At 62.4% G+C, this 18,891-nt stretch carries 15 protein-coding genes; 7 read left to right on the top strand and 8 right to left on the bottom strand.

Going from position 1 to position 18,891, the window contains the following annotated elements; all coding sequences use genetic code 11:
- Positions 1–97 precede the first annotated feature (97 nt).
- From AB8A50_RS04160 to AB8A50_RS04135, 6 genes are all read right to left on the bottom strand, one after another.
- Entirely contained in the window at positions 98–1,840 is a 1,743-nt protein-coding gene (locus AB8A50_RS04160) for an AMP-binding protein (RefSeq protein ID WP_439076969.1), read from the bottom strand.
- A gap of 14 nt (positions 1,841–1,854) precedes the next feature.
- On the bottom strand, positions 1,855–2,742 hold the full coding sequence (gene mmsB / locus AB8A50_RS04155; protein ID WP_089267276.1) for a 3-hydroxyisobutyrate dehydrogenase: 888 nt from the start codon (positions 2,740–2,742) through the stop codon (positions 1,855–1,857).
- 82 nt (positions 2,743–2,824) lie between these two features.
- Positions 2,825–3,895: an enoyl-CoA hydratase/isomerase family protein gene (locus tag AB8A50_RS04150; RefSeq protein ID WP_439076968.1), complete on the bottom strand. Its 1,071-nt coding sequence runs from the start codon at positions 3,893–3,895 to the stop codon at positions 2,825–2,827.
- Positions 3,892–5,037 (bottom strand): isobutyryl-CoA dehydrogenase, encoded by a 1,146-nt coding sequence (locus AB8A50_RS04145; RefSeq protein ID WP_439076967.1) that lies wholly within the window; start codon positions 5,035–5,037, stop codon positions 3,892–3,894. The genes AB8A50_RS04150 and AB8A50_RS04145 overlap by 4 nt, the downstream gene beginning before the upstream one ends.
- Positions 5,038–5,125: 88 nt before the next feature.
- Complete coding sequence (locus AB8A50_RS04140) at positions 5,126–6,622, bottom strand: CoA-acylating methylmalonate-semialdehyde dehydrogenase (RefSeq protein WP_439076966.1); 1,497 nt, start codon at positions 6,620–6,622, stop codon at positions 5,126–5,128.
- A 163-nt stretch (positions 6,623–6,785) separates the two neighbouring features.
- Positions 6,786–7,466 (bottom strand): TetR/AcrR family transcriptional regulator, encoded by a 681-nt coding sequence (locus tag AB8A50_RS04135; protein WP_092151907.1) that lies wholly within the window; start codon positions 7,464–7,466, stop codon positions 6,786–6,788.
- Between the two features lie 176 nt (positions 7,467–7,642).
- Here AB8A50_RS04135 and AB8A50_RS04130 point away from each other — a divergent pair, with 176 nt between their 5' ends.
- The 4 genes from AB8A50_RS04130 to fabF all read left to right on the top strand — a co-directional run bounded on the left by AB8A50_RS04130 (position 7,643) and on the right by fabF (position 12,391).
- Entirely contained in the window at positions 7,643–8,413 is a 771-nt protein-coding gene (locus AB8A50_RS04130; RefSeq protein ID WP_092151909.1) for an enoyl-CoA hydratase, read from the top strand.
- A 109-nt stretch (positions 8,414–8,522) separates the two neighbouring features.
- Positions 8,523–9,719: an acetyl-CoA C-acyltransferase gene (locus tag AB8A50_RS04125; protein WP_439076965.1), complete on the top strand. Its 1,197-nt coding sequence runs from the start codon at positions 8,523–8,525 to the stop codon at positions 9,717–9,719.
- 74 nt (positions 9,720–9,793) lie between these two features.
- Positions 9,794–11,077 carry an MFS transporter gene (locus AB8A50_RS04120; protein ID WP_439058180.1) on the top strand — a complete coding sequence of 428 codons (1,284 nt, stop codon included), beginning with the start codon at positions 9,794–9,796 and terminating at the stop codon, positions 11,075–11,077.
- A 51-nt stretch (positions 11,078–11,128) separates the two neighbouring features.
- Entirely contained in the window at positions 11,129–12,391 is a 1,263-nt protein-coding gene (gene fabF, locus AB8A50_RS04115) for a beta-ketoacyl-ACP synthase II (RefSeq protein WP_439076964.1), read from the top strand.
- A 1-nt stretch (position 12,392) separates the two neighbouring features.
- On the opposite strand, the gene AB8A50_RS04110 is transcribed toward fabF, so the two are convergent.
- Both AB8A50_RS04110 and AB8A50_RS04105 read right to left on the bottom strand, forming a co-directional pair.
- Entirely contained in the window at positions 12,393–13,949 is a 1,557-nt protein-coding gene (locus tag AB8A50_RS04110) for an acyl-CoA carboxylase subunit beta (RefSeq protein WP_184516056.1), read from the bottom strand.
- The gene (locus AB8A50_RS04105; RefSeq protein ID WP_320443935.1) at positions 13,879–14,847 is read right to left on the bottom strand and encodes an IclR family transcriptional regulator; all 969 of its coding nucleotides are present in this window, start codon (positions 14,845–14,847) and stop codon (positions 13,879–13,881) included. Before AB8A50_RS04105 ends, AB8A50_RS04110 begins: the two co-directional genes overlap by 71 nt.
- Before the next feature lie 238 nt (positions 14,848–15,085).
- Between AB8A50_RS04105 and AB8A50_RS04100 the strand changes: the two genes are divergently transcribed.
- The 3 genes from AB8A50_RS04100 to AB8A50_RS04090 all read left to right on the top strand — a co-directional run bounded on the left by AB8A50_RS04100 (position 15,086) and on the right by AB8A50_RS04090 (position 18,888).
- On the top strand, positions 15,086–15,307 hold the full coding sequence (locus AB8A50_RS04100; RefSeq protein WP_092151921.1) for an acetyl-CoA carboxylase biotin carboxyl carrier protein subunit: 222 nt from the start codon (positions 15,086–15,088) through the stop codon (positions 15,305–15,307).
- Positions 15,308–15,486: 179 nt separating this feature from the next.
- Positions 15,487–16,638, top strand: a complete 1,152-nt coding sequence (locus AB8A50_RS04095; RefSeq protein WP_439076963.1) for a TAXI family TRAP transporter solute-binding subunit — start codon at positions 15,487–15,489, stop codon at positions 16,636–16,638.
- Positions 16,639–16,737: 99 nt separating this feature from the next.
- Positions 16,738–18,888, top strand: a complete 2,151-nt coding sequence (locus tag AB8A50_RS04090) for a TRAP transporter permease (protein ID WP_439076962.1) — start codon at positions 16,738–16,740, stop codon at positions 18,886–18,888.
- The last annotated feature ends 3 nt before the right edge of the window (positions 18,889–18,891 follow it).

Genomic DNA, 18,891 nt, shown 5'->3' with positions numbered 1-18,891 from the left:
TCCTCAAAATCCAGTTGCGTTGCGGGGCGCAGATTCCACAGCGCACACCCTGACGCCAAGCGAAATTGTGCGCTGCAGCCATGCAAAGCGCGCCAAATTACCGCTCGCCCTCTTGCGATCCTGCCGCGCGGAGTGCCTGCAATTCGGGGAAATCCTCTTCGCGAAATTCGACGCCGCGCAAGGGATCGCTGCGATCGTCGGCGTGTTCGAGCCGACGCAGATGGACCCTGCGAATCTTGCCCGAAATCGTCTTCGGCAGCTCGGTCACGAACTCGATCCGACGTATACGTTTGAACGGTGCCAGACGCACATGCAGATGCTGATAGATCGACAGCGCAGTTGCCTTGGACGGCGCGGTATCGCCGATCAGCAACACATAGGCCTTGGGGATGGCGAGCCGGATCGGATCGGGGCTCGGCACAATGGCGGCCTCAGCCACGGCATCGTGTTCGAGCAGGATACTCTCCAGCTCGAACGGGCTGATGCGATAGTCCGATGATTTGAACACATCGTCGGAGCGACCGACGAAAGTGAGATAGCCATCGTCATCGGCAAATACGACGTCGCCGCTGCGATAGATCTCACCGCTTGCACCGCTGACGCTACCGTCTTCGGCCTGATAACCCTGCATCAGTCCTGCCGGGCGATCGGCGCCGAGCACGAGACTGACCTCGCCCTCCTTCGCCGGATTGCCATCGGCATCGACAACGCGAACCTTCCAGCCCGGCAGCGGACGGCCCATCGAGCCGACCTTGACGGTCTGGCCCGGCGAATTGCCGGCCAGCGCGGTGGTCTCGGTCTGGCCGTAGCCGTCGCGAATGGTGAGGCCCCAGGCCGCCTTGACCTGATCGATCACTTCCGGATTGAGCGGCTCACCGGCGCCACAGACTTCGCGCAGCGCGACCTTGAAGGTGGCAAGCTTCTCCTGAATGAAGAGCCGCCACACTGTCGGCGGTGCGCACAGTGTCGTCACGCCGCAACGGCCGATGGTGGCAAGCAGGCCCTTGGCGTCGAAACGCGGCTGATTGACCACGAACACCGTTGCGCCGGCATTCCATGGCGCAAAGAAGCAGCTCCAGGCATGCTTGGCCCAGCCCGGTGAAGAGATATTGAGATGGACGTCGCCCGGCTGCAGTCCGATCCAAAACATCGTCGAGAGTCCGCCGACGGGATAGCTGCGCTGGCTGTGCCGCACGAGCTTCGGCTTCGCCGTGGTGCCCGAGGTGAAATAGAGCAGCATCGGATCGTCGGCTTTGGTCGAACCATCCGGCGTGAATGTACCGGGGAAATCCGCGGAGCTTTCGAAGGCGAGCCAGCCGTCATGTGGCGACGTGGCGTTGACGACGATCTGACCAATGCCCGCGGTCTTCAGGCTGCCGAACTTGGCGACCTGGTCCTCTGCCGCCACCACAAGCTTGGCGCGCCCACGGTCGAGCCGGTCCTGCAATTCATCGGAGGTCAGCAGCGTGGTGGCAGGAATGATGACGACGCCGAGCTTGATCGCCGCCAGCATGGTCTCCCACAGCGGCACCACATTGCCGAGCAGCAACAACAGATGATCGCCGCGCTTCAGCCCCTGCGCGCGCAGGAAATTGGCAACCTGATTGGAGCGGCGTGACAGCACCTCGAATGACAGCTTCGTCTCGCGGCTGGCGGCCGCATCGACGATCCAGAGCGCGGTCCGGTCCTTGCTGACGGGATCATGGGCGAGTTCGGCATCGAACCAGTCGAGCGCCCAGTTGAAGTCGACCGGATCGGGCCAGCGAAAGCCGGCAACGGCGGTGGCGTAGTCGGTGCGGTGTTCGAGGAGGAAGGCGCGGGCCTGCTTGAACGTGGTCATGCCGACGCGCTCCGCTATTTCGGCATCAAATGCCTAAGGTGATGAATGATCCCCGAGAAGTCATCACCGCCGTGACCTTCCTTCTCATAGGTCTCATAGATGCTCTCGGCATGAGCGCCGAGCGGCGTCCTGGCGCCGGCGGCCTTGGCGGCTTCCTGCGACAGCCTGAGATCCTTGAGCATCAGCGCCGCGGCAAAGCCGGGCTTGTATTCGTTATTGGCCGGCGATGTCGGCACCGGTCCCGGCACCGGGCAATAGGTGGTCAGCGACCAGCACTGGCCTGACGAGGTCGACGCCACATCGAACAGCGCCTGATGCGACAGACCTAGCTTCTCGGCGAGCACAAAGGCCTCGCTGACGCCGATCATCGAAATGCCGAGGATCATGTTGTTGCAGATCTTGGCCGCCTGCCCCGCGCCGGCATCCCCGCAATGGACGATCTTCTTGCCCATGGCTTCGAGGACCGGCTTGGCTGACGCGAACGCCTTGGCATCGCCGCCGGCCATGAAGGTCAGCGTCGCGCCCTTGGCGCCGCCAGTGCCACCGGAGACCGGCGCATCGACCGACGGCAGCTTCTGCGCAGCCGCCAGTTCATGCGCCTTGCGTGCGCTTTCCACGTCGATGGTCGAGCAATCGATCATCAGCGCCCCCTTGGCGGCCACGGGAATGACCTCGCTCCACACCGACACCACATGTTTGCCGGCCGGCAGCATGGTGATGATGACCTCGGCGCCCTTCACGGCATCGACCGCCTTGTCAGCAATGGTCACGCCATCCGCCCTCGCCTGCGCGCGGGACGCCTCGACGAGATCGAAGCCCGTCACCTTGTGGCCCGCCTTGACCAGGTTGGCGGCCATCGGGCCACCCATATTGCCGAGACCGATGAATGCAATGCTGGTCATGTCCTGCCCTCGTGATCGTTTGTTTGTTTTTAAAGCCTGATGAAAACGGCGAAATCCAACTTTCGTTCAGAACGCTCGACCTTCAGAAGGTCAGCTCAACATCCCGTTTGGCCAGATAGTGCGCGACAATCTCCGGTGTCACGCCCTCGAGATCCGGTGGCTGCCATTTCGGATTGCGATCCTTGTCGATGATGGCCGCACGCACGCCCTCGACGAAATCGGCGCTATCAAACACCTCCAGCGCCGCGAGATATTCGCGCGACAGACATTCCTCGAGCGACTTCGACGCGCGCGCTAGCCGCAACAGCTTCAGGGTAACCTTGAGCCCCCGCGGTGATTTGTCGGACATGGCCTTGAGCGTCGCCAGCGCGAAATCTGAACCGTCCTGCTCAAGCGCAGCCACGATCTCCTCGACGCTGTCATGGGCGAAAGCGCGATCGATCAGCGCACGCTGCGCCGTGACTGGACCGGTTTGTTCCGGAGCTCCGAACTTCTTGAGTGTCGTCATCACCGACGCGGCATCGGCACCTGCCGACAGCTGTGTCAGCGCCTCGCGCAATGCCGGCCATTTGACGGTGTCGATCAGGACGTCCGCCATATGTGCAGCAAGCGCATCGGCACCATTTGCCGTCAGCCCGGTCAGACCGAAATACGTCCCAAGTTCGCCCGGCGCGCGCGACAACAGCCATGTACCACCGACGTCCGGGAAGAAGCCGAGGCCCACTTCCGGCATCGCCATCCTGGTCTTCTCGGTGACGATGCGGTGGCTGGCATGGCCGGCCAGACCGACGCCGCCGCCCATCACAAAGCCGTCCATATAGGCCACATAGGGCTTTGGAAACTTCGCGATACGCGCGTTGACGATATATTCCTCGCGCCAGAAGATCTTGCCGAGATCGCCTTTGACCTTGGCACTCTCATAAAGACCGCGGATATCGCCGCCGGCGCACAATCCGCGTTCACCCGCACCTTCGAGGATAATCAGCGCGACTTGCGGATCTTTCTCGAACACGTCGAGCGCCGTGGCGATCTCGCGGGTCATCTCCAACGTCAGGGCATTCAGCGCCTTCGGCCGGTTCAGCCGGATCACACCGGCCGCACCTTCCCGCGCGACGATGAGGTCGCCCGTCCCCGTTGCCACGTCCGAACTCATCGCGCGCCCTCGATCAGTTTGCGCGACACGATCAGCCGCATGATTTCATTGGTGCCTTCGAGGATCTGGTGCACCCGCAAATCGCGCACGATCTTCTCGATGCCGTATTCGGCGAGATAGCCGTAGCCGCCATGCAGCTGCAGCGCGTCGTTGGCGACCTCGAAACCGATATCGGTGCCGAAGCGCTTGGCCATCGCGCAGAGCATGCCGGCATCGGCATCCTTGCGGTCGAGTGCCGCCGCCGCCCGCCACAGGAAGGTGCGTGCGGCTTCCAGTTCGGTCGCCATATCGGCGACACGAAATTGCAGCGCCTGGAATTCGTCGAGCCGCTTGCCGAACGCCTTGCGCTCTTTCATGTAGCTCAGCGACTTGTCGAGCGCCGACTGCGCACCACCGAGCGAACATGCTGCGATGTTGAGACGGCCACCATCAAGACCGGACATGGCGATCTTGAAGCCGATGCCTTCGTCACCGAGCCGGTTGGCGATCGGCACGCGGCAATTTTCGAAGATCACGGCGCGTGTCGATTGCGCGTTCCAGCCCATCTTGCGTTCGTTGTTGCCGAACGACAGACCGGGCGTACCGGCCTCCACCACGATGGTCGAGACGCCGCTGGCGCCCTCGCCGCCCGTACGGACCATCACGACATAGACGTCGGTATCGCCGGCCCCGGAGATGAATTGCTTCTGGCCGTTGAGCACATAGTGGTCGCCGTCGATGACAGCGCGGGTACGCAGCGCCGCTGCATCCGATCCCGAGCCGGGCTCAGTCAGGCAATAGCTCGCCAGCAGCTCCATGGTGCAGAGACGCGGCAGCCACTTCCGGCGCTGCGCTTCGCTGCCATATGAATCAATCATCCACGACGCCATATTGTGGATCGAAATGAAGGCCGAGGTGGTCGGGCAGCCGGTCGCCAGCGCTTCAAAGATCAGCGCGGCATCGAAACGCGTCAGTGCGGAGCCACCGACATCGTCACGGATATAGATGCCGCCCATGCCGAGCAGCGCCGCCTCGCGCATCACCTCTTTCGGAAAATGCTTGTCCTCGTCCCATTTGAGCGCAAAGGGAGCGATCTTTTCCGCAGCGAATTCGCGCGCCATGTCGCGAATAGCGGTCTGTTCCTCATCGAGAGCGAATTGCATCACGCCCTTCTTGTTGATTGTTGATCAGCCGGGAAAATGAAACGGCCCGGTGCACCACCTTTGGGAGCGCCGGGCCGCTTGCGTGTTCTTACTTCATCAACGGGATCGAGAACTCGGCGCCTTCCTTGACACCCGATGGCCAGCGCGCGGTGACCGTCTTGGTCTTGGTGTAGAAGCGGATCGAATCCGGACCATGCTGGTTGAGATCGCCGAAGCCGGACTTCTTCCAGCCACCGAAGGTGTAATAGGCGATCGGCACCGGGATCGGCACGTTGATGCCAACCATGCCGACATTGACCTTGGCCGCGAAGTCGCGGGCTGCATCTCCATCGCGGGTGAAGATCGCAACGCCGTTGCCGTAGTCATGATCCGACGGCAGCGCGAGAGCTTCTTCGTAATCGTGGGCACGCACTACCGACAGCACGGGCCCGAAGATCTCTTCCTTGTAGATGCGCATGTCCTTGGTGACGTTGTCGAATAGACAGCCACCCATATAGAAGCCGTTCTCGTAGCCCTGCATCTTGAAGCCGCGGCCATCGACGGCCAGCGTGGCGCCTTCCTTGATGCCGATATCGACATAGTTCTTGATGCGGTCGACGGCTTCCTTGGTCACCAGCGGACCGAAGTCAGCCGACGGATCCACGGAGGTGCCGATCTTCAGGCTCTCGACGCGCGGGATGAGTTTTTCCATCAGGCGGTCGGCGGTGGTCTTGCCAACAGGTACCGCCACCGAGATCGCCATGCAGCGCTCGCCAGCCGAGCCGTAGCCGGCACCGATCAGCGCATCGACGGTCTGGTCCATATCCGCATCAGGCATGATGATGGCGTGGTTCTTCGCTCCACCGAAGCACTGGGCGCGCTTGCCGGTCGCCGCAGCGCGCTCGTAGATGTACTGGGCAATCGGCGACGAGCCGACAAAGCCAACGGCCTTGATGTCTTCGTCGTCGAGGATTGCGTCGACGGCTTCCTTGTCGCCGTTGACGACATTGAGGATGCCCGGCGGCAGACCGGCTTCGATCATCAGCGCAGCGAGCATCATCGGCACGCCGGGATCGCGCTCCGAGGGCTTCAGGATAAACGCATTGCCGCAGGCGATGGCCGGACCGAATTTCCACATCGGGATCATCGCCGGGAAGTTGAACGGCGTGATGCCGGCGACGACGCCGAGCGCCTGGCGCATCGAATAGATGTCGATGCCGGGACCAGCGCCTTCGGTATATTCGCCCTTCATCAGATGCGGAATGCCGCAGGCGAATTCGATCACTTCCAGGCCGCGCTGGATATCGCCCTTGGCGTCCGGCACGGTCTTGCCATGCTCACGCGCCAGGCAATCGGCCAGCTTGTCGTAATCGCGGTTGGCGAGTTCGAGGAACTTCATCAGCACGCGGGCGCGGCGCTGCGGATTGGTGTTGCCCCAGGCAACCTGCGCCTCGGCAGCATTGAGAACCGCGGCGCGCATTTCGGCCTTGGAGGCCAGCGCAACCTTGGCCTGAACTTCGCCAGTCATCGGCTCGAAAACGTCGGCGAAACGCCCCGACTTGCCCTCGACCTCACGGCCGCCGATGAAATGTCCAATCGTGCGCATGCGTTTCCTCCTGGGAGCCAAATTTGGCCCGATGTTGATCAGGCTTTATGGCGTTTGGAAAGGCCCTGCACGCGCGGCGGATTTGCGAAATTGCAGGCTCGCTGCAGTTTAGCCCTGTCAGAATGTCACCGCCGCGACAATGTCGCAGGCAGTGCGCCGATTATCAATTCTTGGCGGCAGATACGGCCTTGGTTGCCGCCTTCTTTGCAGTCGGCTTTCTAGCCCCGCTCTTGGGAGCCTCAACCTTGGACGCTGTCGGCTTCGGCGCTGCAGCACGGCCCAGCACGGCCTCGCGGCCAGCGCTCAAAAGCTCCTCGGACAACTCGCCATTGCCGGCGGCGCGGGCGAGCACGATGGTGCCCATCATGGTGGCAAGCGCCGCCATCGCCTGTCTGCGCGCCGATTTGCTCGGTCCGCCATGAAACTGCTCGGACATCATCTCGATCATCTGATCGAGCTTGGCGGCAAACACCTTGCGCGTTTTGGGGCTCTCGCGCGCGATCTCAGCGCCCAGCGCCGGGACGGCGCAGCCATGACCTGGGTTGTCGCGGTGCTGCGGCGACAGGTAGGAATCCACGATCGTCGCCAGACGCTGATCCGGCGCCGCCTGTCCGGCCAGCTGACGCCAGCGATCGGTCGATCGGTCCATCGCATAGGCGAAGGCTTCAATCACCAGCGCCTCACGCGAATCGAAATGCGCGTAGAAGCCGCCATGGGTCAGACCCGCGTCCTTCATGAGGTCAGCCACGCCGATGCCATGCGCGCCTTTTTCGCGCAGACGCACGGAAGCCTTCTTCACGATCCGCGCATGCGTCTCGAGCTTGTGTTCCTTCGAATAGCGCATCGGCGGTCCATTCAAAACAAATAGATGATGTCGATCATATTACTCACGCTGCTCCGCATGCGCAACGCACTCCTGGCCGCAGGCCTTGACAACACCGCAGTTTGACGCGGAATTGATAGGAGCAAGACCGGCGATCCGCGCCGGCCCAAGGAAATGCCAAGGGACGAGACGATTTCATGCATATGCTCAATCCCCATTGCGGTGTCGAACGTGACCCGCGAGGTATAGTTCGGCTGACGATCTGCAACGCCGGCTCACTCAATATTCTCAATTCAGCCGCAATCAAGGGCGTTCGCGAAGGCATCGAGGTATTGGCCACAGAACGCGCCATTCGCGCGCTTGTCATCGCCGGCCAGAGCGAAAAGAGCATGATTGGCGGCGCCGACATCAAGGAAATGGCGACGCTGGATCAGGCCTCCGCCGAGAAGTTCATTTCCGGCTTGCGCGATCTCTGCGAAGCCGCCCGCGCTTTTCCCGCGCCTGTGATCGCCCGCATCCCCGGCTGGTGCCTTGGCGGCGGCCTCGAATTTGCTGCCGCCTGCGATTTCCGGATCGCGTCGCATGATTCCAAATACGCCATGCCCGAGGTCAGAGTCGGTATCCCCTCGGTGATTCACGCTGCCCTCTTGCCGCGCCTGATCGGTTGGGGCCGTGCCCGCTGGCTGATCATGACCGCCGCCACCATCGATGCACCGACCGCGCTCAATTGGGGTCTGGTCGATGTGGTTGCGGCCGAAGGTGCGCTTGATGCCGAAGTTGAAAAGACGATCGAAGCCATACTCGAGTGTGGACCCGAGGCTATGCGGTCGCAAAAAGCCCTGCTGAAACAGTGGGAAGAGCTGCCGCTGAAGGAATCCGTCAATCTCAGCGTCGGCGTGTTCGGCGAGGCCTATCTGACCGGCGAGCCGCAGCGACTGATGCAGGGTTTCATCGACCGCAAACGCTAGCAGCTCGACCTCACGAGAATTTTGCACAGGCCGGCATTGCGTATCTTGCAGCGCATCATATGATGAGTGTCATCCAAATGACCCGCGCTTGCGCGAAGGAGCCTCCATCATGTCCGCAGCTTCAGATCCGGTCGTCATCGTCTCGGCCACCCGCACTCCGCTCGGCCGCTTCCAGGGCGAACTATCGCCCTTCTCCGGCCACAAGCTCGGCAGCCACGTGATCGGTGCCGCCGTGGCACGCGCGAAACTGACACCCGAGCGCATCGATGAAGTCTTCATGGGCTGCGTGCTTCCCGCCGGCCAGGGTCAGGCGCCCGCCCGCCAGGCCGCCCGAGGTGCCAAGCTGCCGGATGCCACCGGGGCCACGACGATCAACAAGGTCTGCGGCTCCGGCATGAAGGCGACCATGCTTGCCCACGACATCATCCATGCCGGTTCGGCCGAGATCGTCGTCTCCGGCGGCATGGAGAGCATGACCAATGCGCCCTATTTACTGCAGAAGGCGCGTGGCGGTTATCGCGTCGGCCATGATCGCATCATCGATCACATGCTGATGGACGGGCTTGAGGATGCCTATGAGGTCGGTCGCTCGATGGGTGACTTCGGCGAAGCCACCGCTGAGGCCTATCAGTTCACGCGCGGAGATCAGGACGCCTATGCGATCGAAACGCTGACCCGCGCGCGCAAGGCGGTGGAGAGCGGCGCCTTCAAGGCAGAGATCACGCCACTGACCATCGTCGAGAAGTCCGGACCACGCGAGATCGGCAATGACGAACATCCGCTGAAGGTCGATCCCGCCAAGATCCCGAACCTCAAACCAGCCTTCCGCAGTAACGGCACCATCACGCCCGCTGCTTCGTCCGCCAATGCCGACGGCGCTGCCGCCCTGGTGCTGGCCAAGCGTTCCCTCGTGGATCGTGAGGGCCTGCCCGCGCTGGCCGTGATCCATGGCCACGCCACGCACAGCCAGGAACCGCAATGGTTCACGACCGCGCCCATTCCGGCAATCCGCAAATTGCTCGACAAGGTCGGCTGGAGCGTCGCCGATGTCGATCTGTTCGAAATCAACGAGGCCTTTGCCGTGGTGCCGATGGCCGCGCAACGCGACCTTGGTATCCCTCGTGAGAAGCTCAACGTCAATGGCGGCGCTTGCGCACTGGGCCATCCGATCGGCGCGACCGGTGCGCGGCTGATCGTGACGCTGCTGCATGCGTTGGAAGCCAGAGGGCTGAAACGCGGCGTCGCGGCGCTGTGCATCGGCGGCGGTGAAGCGACCGCGATCGCCATCGAACGCATCGTTCACTGAACCGCCTTTCCCAGATATGATCGTCGCGGCGGTGGTCGCCGCGACGCCTATTCTCATTGATTGCAGGAAACCAGATGATTTCCGGATGGCTCTCCACTGCCCTCGCCCGCCGCAACATTCACTATGGATGGGCGATGATCGCCGTGACCTTCGTGACGGCGCTGGTCAGCGCTGCAGCGGTTGGCGCGCCCGGCGTCTTCATCGTGCCGCTGCAGAAGGAGTTCGGCTGGAGCACCGCAGAGATTTCCTCCGCCATGTCGATCCGCTTCGTGCTGTTCGGCCTGATGGCACCGTTCGCCGCGGCGCTGATGAACCGTTATGGCTTGCGCAACGTCACGCTGATCGCCCTGCTCGTCGTTGCTGCAAGCCTCATCTTGTCGCTCGGAATGACGCAGGTCTGGCAGCTCATGGCGCTCTGGGGCGTCGCCGTTGGTATTGGCACTGGGATGACGGCGCTGGTGCTCGGCGCCACCGTCGCAGCGCGCTGGTTCAGCGCACGCCGTGGTCTCGTCGTGGGTATCCTCACCGCGAGCGCGGCCACCGGCCAGTTGATCTTCCTGCCGATCCTCGCCAGCATCACCGAGCACAGCAACTGGCGCTGGGCACTGGCGCTGATGTGCGTGATGCTGGCCATAGCCGCGCTCGGGGTGCTGCTGGTGATGCGGGACCGTCCCAGCGACATCGGCATTCGCCCCTATGGCGACACCAGCACCGAACCGCTGGCCGCGCCGCCACCGAACACCTCGCCGATCATGGCGGCAGCGCTCGGTGCCCTGCGTGATGCTGCCCAGACCAAGGTGTTCTGGATCCTGTTCGCCACGTTCTTCATCTGCGGCGCCAGCACCAACGGGCTCGTGCAGGTGCACCTGATCCCGATGTGCCTCGACTTCGGCATCCCGCAGATTCAGGCGGCCGGACTGCTTGCGGCGATGGGCGTGTTCGATTTCGTCGGTACCATCGCGTCAGGCTGGCTGTCCGATCGCTACGACAACCGCTACCTGCTGTTCTGGTATTACGGCCTGCGTGGCCTCTCGCTGCTGGCGTTGCCGTTCACCGACTTCTCGTTCTACGGTCTGTCGCTGTTCGCGCTGTTCTATGGCCTAGACTGGATCGCCACCGTGCCGCCCACCGTGCGGCTTACAGCGTCGAAGTTTGGACCTGAACGCGCGGGTCTGGTATTCGGCTGGATCTTCGCCGGTCATCAACTGGGCGCAGCAACGGCGGCATTCGGCGCCGGCCTGTCGCGCACGGTCCTGCTCAGCTATCTGCCTGCCTTTTTCGCGGCAGGTGCGCTATGTATTATTGCAGCGCTGATCGTGCTGGCGATTTCAAAGGACAAGAAGGTCGCGACCGCCTGATCCCCACGGGATTCAGGCCGCTCGCCACTCATATCAGAACGGGAATACATCATGCGCCGCGTTGTAATTACGGGGATGGGAGCGGTGTCGCCGCTCGGTTGCGGCGTCGAGATCAACTGGTCTCGGCTGCTCGCAGGTCAATCCGGTCTCCGCCTGTTGCCGGAGGCCATGACAGCTGATCTCGCCGCCAAGGTCGGTGGCCAGGTACCTGACATCGCCAACGATCCGGAAGGCGGTTTCGATCCCGACAAGGCGGCGCCGCGCAAGGATCAGAAGAAGATGGATCGCTTCATCCTGTTTGCGCTGATGGCTGCCGATGAAGCCATTGCGCAGGCGGGCTGGCAGCCCAAGAATGCGCGAGAACGCCAGCGCACGGCCACGATCGTCGCCTCGGGCATCGGCGGCTTTCCGGCGATTGCCGACGCCGTCCGCACCACCGACACCAAGGGTATCCGCCGGCTGTCGCCGTTCACCGTGCCCTCGTTCCTGGTCAATCTGGCCGCCGGTCACATCTCGATCCGCTACGGCTTCGAAGGCGCGCTCGGCGCACCCGTGACAGCCTGCGCCGCGGGTGTGCAGGCGATCGGCGATGCAGTGCGTCTCATTCGCTCCGGCGAAGCGGATGTCGCCATCGCCGGGGGTGCCGAAGCCTGTATCGACCGTGTCAGCCTCGGCGGCTTCGCCGCCGCTCGCGCGCTCTCCACCGACTTCGTCGCCAATCCGGAGCGCGCCTCGCGCCCGTTCGATCGCGACCGCGACGGCTTTGTCATGGGCGAAGGTGCCGGCATCGTGGTGCTCGAGGAACGCGACCATGCCCTGGCACGCGGCGCGAAACCGATTGCCGAACTGATCGGCTACGGTACGACCTCCGATGCGTTCCATATGACAGCCGGCCGCGAGGACGGCGATGGCGCCAGGCGCGCGATGGATATCGCTCTGGCACAGGCCAGTATCACGCCTGCCGATGTCCAGCATCTGAACGCCCACGCGACATCGACGCCGGTCGGCGATCACGGCGAGCTCGAAGCGATCAAGTCGATCTTCGGAACGAACGGCGGAGTCGCTGTAAGCTCGACCAAATCCGCCACGGGCCACCTGCTCGGTGCAGCCGGAGGGCTTGAGGCGGTCTACGCAATCCTCGCGCTGCGTGACCAGATCGCTCCGGCCACGCTCAATCTCGAAAATCCCGATCCGTCTGCCGATGGCATCGATCTGATCCGCGGCAAGGCGCGGCCGATGGCCATGGAGCACGTGCTCTCGAATGGCTTCGGCTTCGGCGGCGTCAACGCCAGCGTGCTACTGCGGCGAATATAGCTTACGGCCGCATCGCGAGCCGTGACGGACCTGCCGTGCGGAGCGGTTCGGCAAGACGTGCAAACTCACACAGCAGCGAGCGCGTCTTCGTGGGGTTGATGACTTCCTCGACCCAGAACTTCTCGGCCGAACGGAATGGCGAGCGCAGCTTGTTGAGGCGCTCCTCGATTTCCTGCTGCTTGAGCTTTGGATCGTCCGCCGCGTCGATCTCGGCGCGATAGGCCGCCTCGATGCCACCTTCCAGCGGCAGCGAGCCCCAATAGGCCGAAGGCCATGCGTAACGCATCGAGAACCGGTTGGCCGGCTGATGCACCACGCCAGCGACGCCGAACGCATTGCGGATGATGATCGTGCACCACGGCACCGTGGTCTGATTGACCGCGGCCATGGCGCGCACGCCGTGACGGATGGTCGCTGCCTTCTCCGCATCGAGCCCGATCATGAAACCCGGGCAATCCATGAGATAGACGACAGGCAGATGGAACGTCTCAGCGAGGTCGACGAAGCGCACGACCTTCTGGCAGGCTTCCGCGGTCCACGAGCCGCCATAGTGGAACGGATCGCTGGCAAGCAGCAGTACCGCACGGCCTTCGAGACGCGCAAAACCGGTGATGATCGGCCGGCCGAAATTCGCCGCCATCTCGAAAAACGAGCCTTTGTCGACGACGGCGTCGATGATCGGGCGCATCTTGTAGACCTGCCGGCGGTTGCGCGGCACGGCCTTCAGCAGAGATTCTTCCGCACGTTCGGGATCATCATTGCAGGCGATCGTGGGCGGCAAGTCATAGACAGACGATGGCAGATAGGACAGGAAGCGCCGCGCGCAGGCGAATGCCTCCTCTTCGGTCTCCACGGCATGATCGACGCCGCCAGCGCGCGTCTGGATATCGGCGCCGCCGAGCTCCTTCTTCTCAAGCGACTGGCCGAGGCGCGCGACCACGGGAGGCCCTGCAACGAACATCGCGGAATTCTTCGTCATCACCGAATAATGGCTGGCTGCGAGCCGCGCAGCGCCGAGGCCGGCGACTGAACCAAGGCCAAGGCCAACGACCGGCACCTGCGCCAGATTGGACGTCGTGTACCAGTACCAGCGCGTGCCCCCGACGCCGCCCGGCAGATTGGCTGCGCCCCTGGTCTCGATGGTCTTGACCGAGCCGCCGCCGCCGGAGCCTTCGATCACGCGAATGATCGGCAGCCGGAAGTCATGCGCCATTTCCTCTGCCATCAGCGGTTTGGCCGAGATCGACGCATCAGCCGAACCGCCGCGCACGGTGAAGTCATCGCCAACAACGACGACAGGCCGGCCGTCGATCTTGCCACGACCGAACACGCAATTCGCCGGCGTCAGATGCTTCAGCTCGCCAGACGCATCGTATTCACCGATGCCGGAGACTGCCCCGACTTCGTGAAAGCTTTTTGCATCTATCAGTCTGTCGATACGTTCACGAACTGTGAGCCGGCCTTGGTCATGCTGCCGCTTGACCTTGTCAGCGCCCCCCATCTCCCGCGCGAAGGCTTCGCGCCGGGCGAGGTCGTCGAGTTCCGGCTTCCAGTTCATTCATTCCCTCCGGGAGCATTTTTTTCTGAGCTGTTGGCGCGGGAGGCGCATCTGGAACGGGCGCACTGGTCAGGCCGCTATCTGCGTTCTGAACCATCATGCTGATCGTGCCGCTGAGCTGACGCAGGATCGGAGCGATCTCGTCCTGCAGGCGCTGCTCGTCATACATGGCGGCAAGCAGACCGATGGTGACGACCACATAGGTCTGATACTGCGGCGACCAGATCGGCGTCGCAATGCCGGTGATATGCGGCGACCAAAGGCCACCTGCGAGGACGTAGCCGTTGTCACGCAGACATTCACGGTTCCCAACGATCTTGCCGCGCAGGATCTTGGCGTCCTCGGGCATTTCGCGCGCAATATCGTTGATCAGAGCATTGCCGACGTCTTCGTCGAGCGCTGCGGTGTAGGCATGACCGGCTGCGGTCCGGCCCATGGCAATGCGGCTGCCGGTGGTCGAATGCAATCCGAGCGCGTGATCGGCGCGGGCATATTCGAGATAGACCATGTGGAAACGATCGGGAATCGTGAAGCCGATCGTGCCAGGTACCTGCTCCGCCACTTCCTGCAAACGCAGGCGGATCAGGTTGCGCACCTGAAGTCCCCGCATCATCGAAGCACTCATCGCGACCGCACTCGATCCGATGCGGTACTTCTGATCTGCAGGCAGATAGGCGAGCTGGCCCATGCGCGTCAGCGTATGCGTCAGGCGCGATACGGTGGAGCGTGGCAGGCCGCAGCGATTGGAGATTTCGAGATTACCAAGCCGGGCATCATGGCCCTCGAAGCAGCGAAGAATATCAAAGGCGCGCGAGACCACCTGGATCACATCGCCGTCGCCTGCCAGATCGCTGGCGAGCATGCCTTGTTTGCTGAGCCGTTCCGAACGTCGTCCCATGATGCGTTTTCCTTAAAACGACGCATCTCGCGGGGAGCCAATCCGTTGGATTGCCCCGATGTGCGCCGCCGTCCCGTTCCACTGTGCGGAATTATATTCCACTTGCGGGCTACGCTACCTCAGGCAATCTGCGGCGACAACACCAAGCTGCTCGTTTCTTCTCATTCTTAGGAATTGTCCGGTCGCGTCGGCGCTACACCTATAGCGAGCAGCCGCCCGCGTGATCGCGGAGAACACCATGCCAGAGATCAAGATCCTCAGCGAAGTCGCCGGCCGCATCTGCTCACTGCCGCTCGCAACCGGCGATTCCGTGAATGAAGGAGACGAGGTGGCTTTTGTCGAAGCCATGAAGATGGAAATTCCGGTCGCCTCTCCTGCCGCAGGTAAAATCAAATCGATGATCGTTGCGGTCGACGACGTGGTCACGGAAGGACAGTTGCTCGGCACAGTCGAGACGTGAGCAGACATGCAGTGACGGTCTCGACTACCTTACCAATGTGCTGCGGCATTCTGTCTGAGATGGTGACCGCTCCCATCATCCAGCAAACTGCCTCAGGACATTGCCAGCGCCTGACGGCGATGACATGATCGCCGAACAATAAAAAGCAATTCGCAAAGCGAATGCATCTGGAGGGGAAAATGCTTCACCGGCTCATCGCGCTGGCGTCCGTTGCCGTGCTCAGTACGACCGGCGCTGTATGCGCACAGGATATCAAGCTTCCACCGACCATGGCGGTCACCGCCTATGACACCGGCACTGCCGGCTTCAACATCGCCGTCGCCGTCGGCAAGATGATGAAGGACAAATATTCCACCGATGTGCGTGTGCTGCCTGCCGGCAATGATGTCGCGCGGCTGGCGCCATTGCGCGCCGGTCGCGCCACGATTGCCTGGATGGGCTCGGGCATCTACTTCGCGCAGGAAGGCGTGTTCGAATTCGGCGTCAAGGAATGGGGCCCTCAGCCAGCGCAGGTCACGCTGTCGACCATCGACTGTAATGGCGCCTCGCTCGGCGTCGCTCGCGATATCGGTGTGAAAGAGATCAAGGATCTACGCGGCAAACGCGTCGGCTTCGTCGTCGGCTCACCTGCCCTGAACCAGAACTCGCTTGCGATCATGGCGTTTGGCGGTCTCACCAAGGCAGACATCAAGCCGATCGAGTTCGCAAGCTACGGTGCAATGTGGAAAGGCATGGTGAACAACGACGTCGATGCAGCCTTTGCTACCACCATCACTGGCCCGGCCAAGGAAGTCGAAACATCGCCGCGCGGCATCATCTGGCCGCCCCTCCCCGCGGAAGACAAGGCCGGCTGGGAGCGCGTCAAGCGTGTGGCACCGTTCTTCAATCCGCATGTCGCGACCTGCGGCGCGGGCATCACGGCATCAGCGCCCGTCAACATAAGCACCTACCCCTACCCCGTCGCGACCGTCTACGGCTTGCAGGCGGAAGATCAGATCTACGCGATCACCAAGGCGATGATCGTCAACTTTGACGCCTACAAGGACAACGCACCAGGCGCGTTAGGCCTCGCCGTAAAGGCGCAGTCCATGAAATGGGTCGTTCCGTTTCATCCCGGCGCCGTGAAAGCGCTCAAGGAAGCCGGCAACTGGACGCCAGAAGACCAGACACACAATGACGGACTGCTGAAGCGGCAGGACGTCTTGAAGGCGGCATGGAGCGAATACGCCAAGGCCAGTGCATCAGCCGGTGAAAAGGAGTTTCTCGACGGCTGGATGACGGCCCGCGCGGCTGCGCTCAAGAAGGTCGGCATGGCGAACGGCTTCGAATAACGTCGTTATTTTTAGCTGTAACCGCGAACAATAATCGGGGCCATTATGTCAATTTCGTCACCCGATCATGCGCGGCCCGCATCCGACATCCCCGTAAAAATGGAACTTGACGATCCCCATGGGGTCGCCGACCTCCAGGAATCCGAGGTCTCGCGCGTTCGCGCCTTGCACGGCGTGTGGCGCTGGGCACTGATACTAGCCACCCTCGCGACCATCCTGCTCTGCATCAACCAGCAATTTTCGCTGCGTTTCTTCGTCGATGTCACGCAACTCAACACCGAATATTTCTATCTGCTAATCGCGCTGATGCTGCCGTTCACGTTCCTGATCTTTCCGGGAACGTCGAAGGCCGATCTCGACCGTGTGCCATGGTACGACGTCGTATTGTTCGTCGCCACTTTCGCGGCCGCGATCTTCCTGATGATGAACATCCGCAAGGCCGCGCAATTTGGCTGGGAATTCGACGGCGCACCTAAACCCGTGATCGCCGCAGGCCTCGTGATGTGGTTCGTGCTGATGGAGGCGCTGCGCCGCACCGGCGGCTGGAGCCTGTTGCTCAGCGTCTTCCCCTTCACGCTGTATCCACTGTTTGCCGACGCCAAATGGCTCGGACCGTTCCGCGGCACCCAGTCGACGCTGGAGCAGACCACGGCCTATCACGTGCTGTCGGGCGAAAGCCTGCTCGGCATTCCGATCCAGGCATTTGCCGACACCGTGATCGGCTTCCTGGTGTTCGGCACGGCGCTGATGATGACAGGTGCCGGCAAGTTCTTCATCAACATCGCCTTCGCGATGTGCGGTACCTTCCGTGGTGGCGCGGCAAAGGTGTGCATCTTTGCATCTGGCCTGCTCGGCACCGTAGGCGGCAGCATCGTGTCCAATGTGCTCACCGCTGGAACGATGACGATCCCCGCGATGAAGAAAACCGGCTTCACGCCGTCCTATTCAGGAGCGATCGAAGCCTGCGCGTCCACCGGCGCCGTGCTGGCGCCACCGGTGCTGGGCGCGACGGCCTTCGTCATGGCACAGTTCATGAACACGAGTTACGCCGACGTCGCCCTCGCCGCCACCATTCCGTCGATCTTGTATTACTTCGGTCTGTTCGCGCAGGTCGACAGCTACGCCGCGCGTCACAAGCTTGAAGGCATCCCGCGCGAGGAACTGCCCCGCTTCATGGACGCGCTCAAGGAGGGCTGGTACTATCTCTTTGTCATCGCGATCCTTGTCGTGATGCTGCTGTACTTCAAACGCGAGAGCCACGCGCCGTTCTACGCCACCGCTTTGCTGGTCATCCTGCATCAATGGTCAGGCCCGGCACCGTGGAAGAAGGGCAACACCGCCGTCCTGGCGCTCTCGATTGCGCTGACCGGGCTGATGATCTGGCTCGATCTGCAGAACGCCTATCTATGGGGAATGTGCATCCTCGCTGCGCTCAATGAATTCTTCCCTGGCAAGAATTGGGGCGGCGCGCGCTGGATCCACTTCCTCGAACTCAACGGCAAGACCTTCGTCGAACTGATCGCCATTCTCGCCGGCTGTGGCCTGCTGATCGGTGCGTTCTCACTCACCGGTGTAATCTCGAGCCTGGCCAACGACCTTCTGGCGATCGCCGGCGGCAACGTCTTCCTGCTGCTGATCATGTGCGCCTTCACCAGCCTGATCCTCGGCCTCGGCCTGACGACGACGTCCTGCTACATCTTCCTCGCTATCCTTGTTGCACCGGCGCTGGAGAAGCTCGGCCTCAACAAGATGGCCGTGCACATGTTCATCTTCTATTGGGGCATGCTGTCCTCGATCACGCCACCGGTCGCCATCGCCTCCTTTGCCGCCGCCGGCATTGCCGGCGCGCCGGCGATGAAGACCGGCTGGGAGTCGATGTGGGTCGGCAGCATCATCTATTTCATCCCGTTCTTCTTCGTGCTGAATCCGGCGCTGCTATTGCAGGGCGACAGCCCCTACCTCGAAGCGTTCGGCCTCACCGGCCTTGCCTGTCTCGGCATTGTCTTCATCTGCGGCGGCATTCAGGGCTATCAAGCCTATGTCGGCGATCTCCGCCGTGCGGGCGCGATGGAATGGCCACTACGTGTGCTGCTGGTGATCGGTGGCTTCGTGATGGCGACACCCGGCGGCGGCATCAATCCGCTGTCGCAGTGGCAGATCGTCGCCCTCGCCGCCTGCATTCTCGCGCCGACGGTGCTGATCGCGCTGGCGCTGATCAGGCGCGGCGATGCGCGGCTCGCGGTGTCATGACCG

The sequence above is a fragment of the Tardiphaga sp. 841_E9_N1_2 genome, from assembly GCF_051811065.1.
Taxonomy (GTDB): domain Bacteria; phylum Pseudomonadota; class Alphaproteobacteria; order Rhizobiales; family Xanthobacteraceae; genus Tardiphaga; species Tardiphaga robiniae.
The sequence above is the reverse complement of the archived record's forward strand: the minus strand, read 5'-3'. Positions and strand labels throughout refer to the sequence as shown.

Coding starts and splice junctions, on each gene's coding strand:
- AB8A50_RS04160 (WP_439076969.1), bottom strand. CDS start 1,840: ATGACCACGTTCAAGCAGGCCCGCGCCTTCCTCCTCGAACACCGCACC.
- mmsB (WP_089267276.1), bottom strand. CDS start 2,742: ATGACCAGCATTGCATTCATCGGTCTCGGCAATATGGGTGGCCCGATG.
- AB8A50_RS04150 (WP_439076968.1), bottom strand. CDS start 3,895: ATGAGTTCGGACGTGGCAACGGGGACGGGCGACCTCATCGTCGCGCGG.
- AB8A50_RS04145 (WP_439076967.1), bottom strand. CDS start 5,037: ATGCAATTCGCTCTCGATGAGGAACAGACCGCTATTCGCGACATGGCG.
- AB8A50_RS04140 (WP_439076966.1), bottom strand. CDS start 6,622: ATGCGCACGATTGGACATTTCATCGGCGGCCGTGAGGTCGAGGGCAAG.
- AB8A50_RS04135 (WP_092151907.1), bottom strand. CDS start 7,466: ATGCGCTATTCGAAGGAACACAAGCTCGAGACGCATGCGCGGATCGTG.
- AB8A50_RS04130 (WP_092151909.1), top strand. CDS start 7,643: ATGCATATGCTCAATCCCCATTGCGGTGTCGAACGTGACCCGCGAGGT.
- AB8A50_RS04125 (WP_439076965.1), top strand. CDS start 8,523: ATGTCCGCAGCTTCAGATCCGGTCGTCATCGTCTCGGCCACCCGCACT.
- AB8A50_RS04120 (WP_439058180.1), top strand. CDS start 9,794: ATGATTTCCGGATGGCTCTCCACTGCCCTCGCCCGCCGCAACATTCAC.
- fabF (WP_439076964.1), top strand. CDS start 11,129: ATGCGCCGCGTTGTAATTACGGGGATGGGAGCGGTGTCGCCGCTCGGT.
- AB8A50_RS04110 (WP_184516056.1), bottom strand. CDS start 13,949: ATGAACTGGAAGCCGGAACTCGACGACCTCGCCCGGCGCGAAGCCTTC.
- AB8A50_RS04105 (WP_320443935.1), bottom strand. CDS start 14,847: ATGGGACGACGTTCGGAACGGCTCAGCAAACAAGGCATGCTCGCCAGC.
- AB8A50_RS04100 (WP_092151921.1), top strand. CDS start 15,086: ATGCCAGAGATCAAGATCCTCAGCGAAGTCGCCGGCCGCATCTGCTCA.
- AB8A50_RS04095 (WP_439076963.1), top strand. CDS start 15,487: ATGCTTCACCGGCTCATCGCGCTGGCGTCCGTTGCCGTGCTCAGTACG.
- AB8A50_RS04090 (WP_439076962.1), top strand. CDS start 16,738: ATGGAACTTGACGATCCCCATGGGGTCGCCGACCTCCAGGAATCCGAG.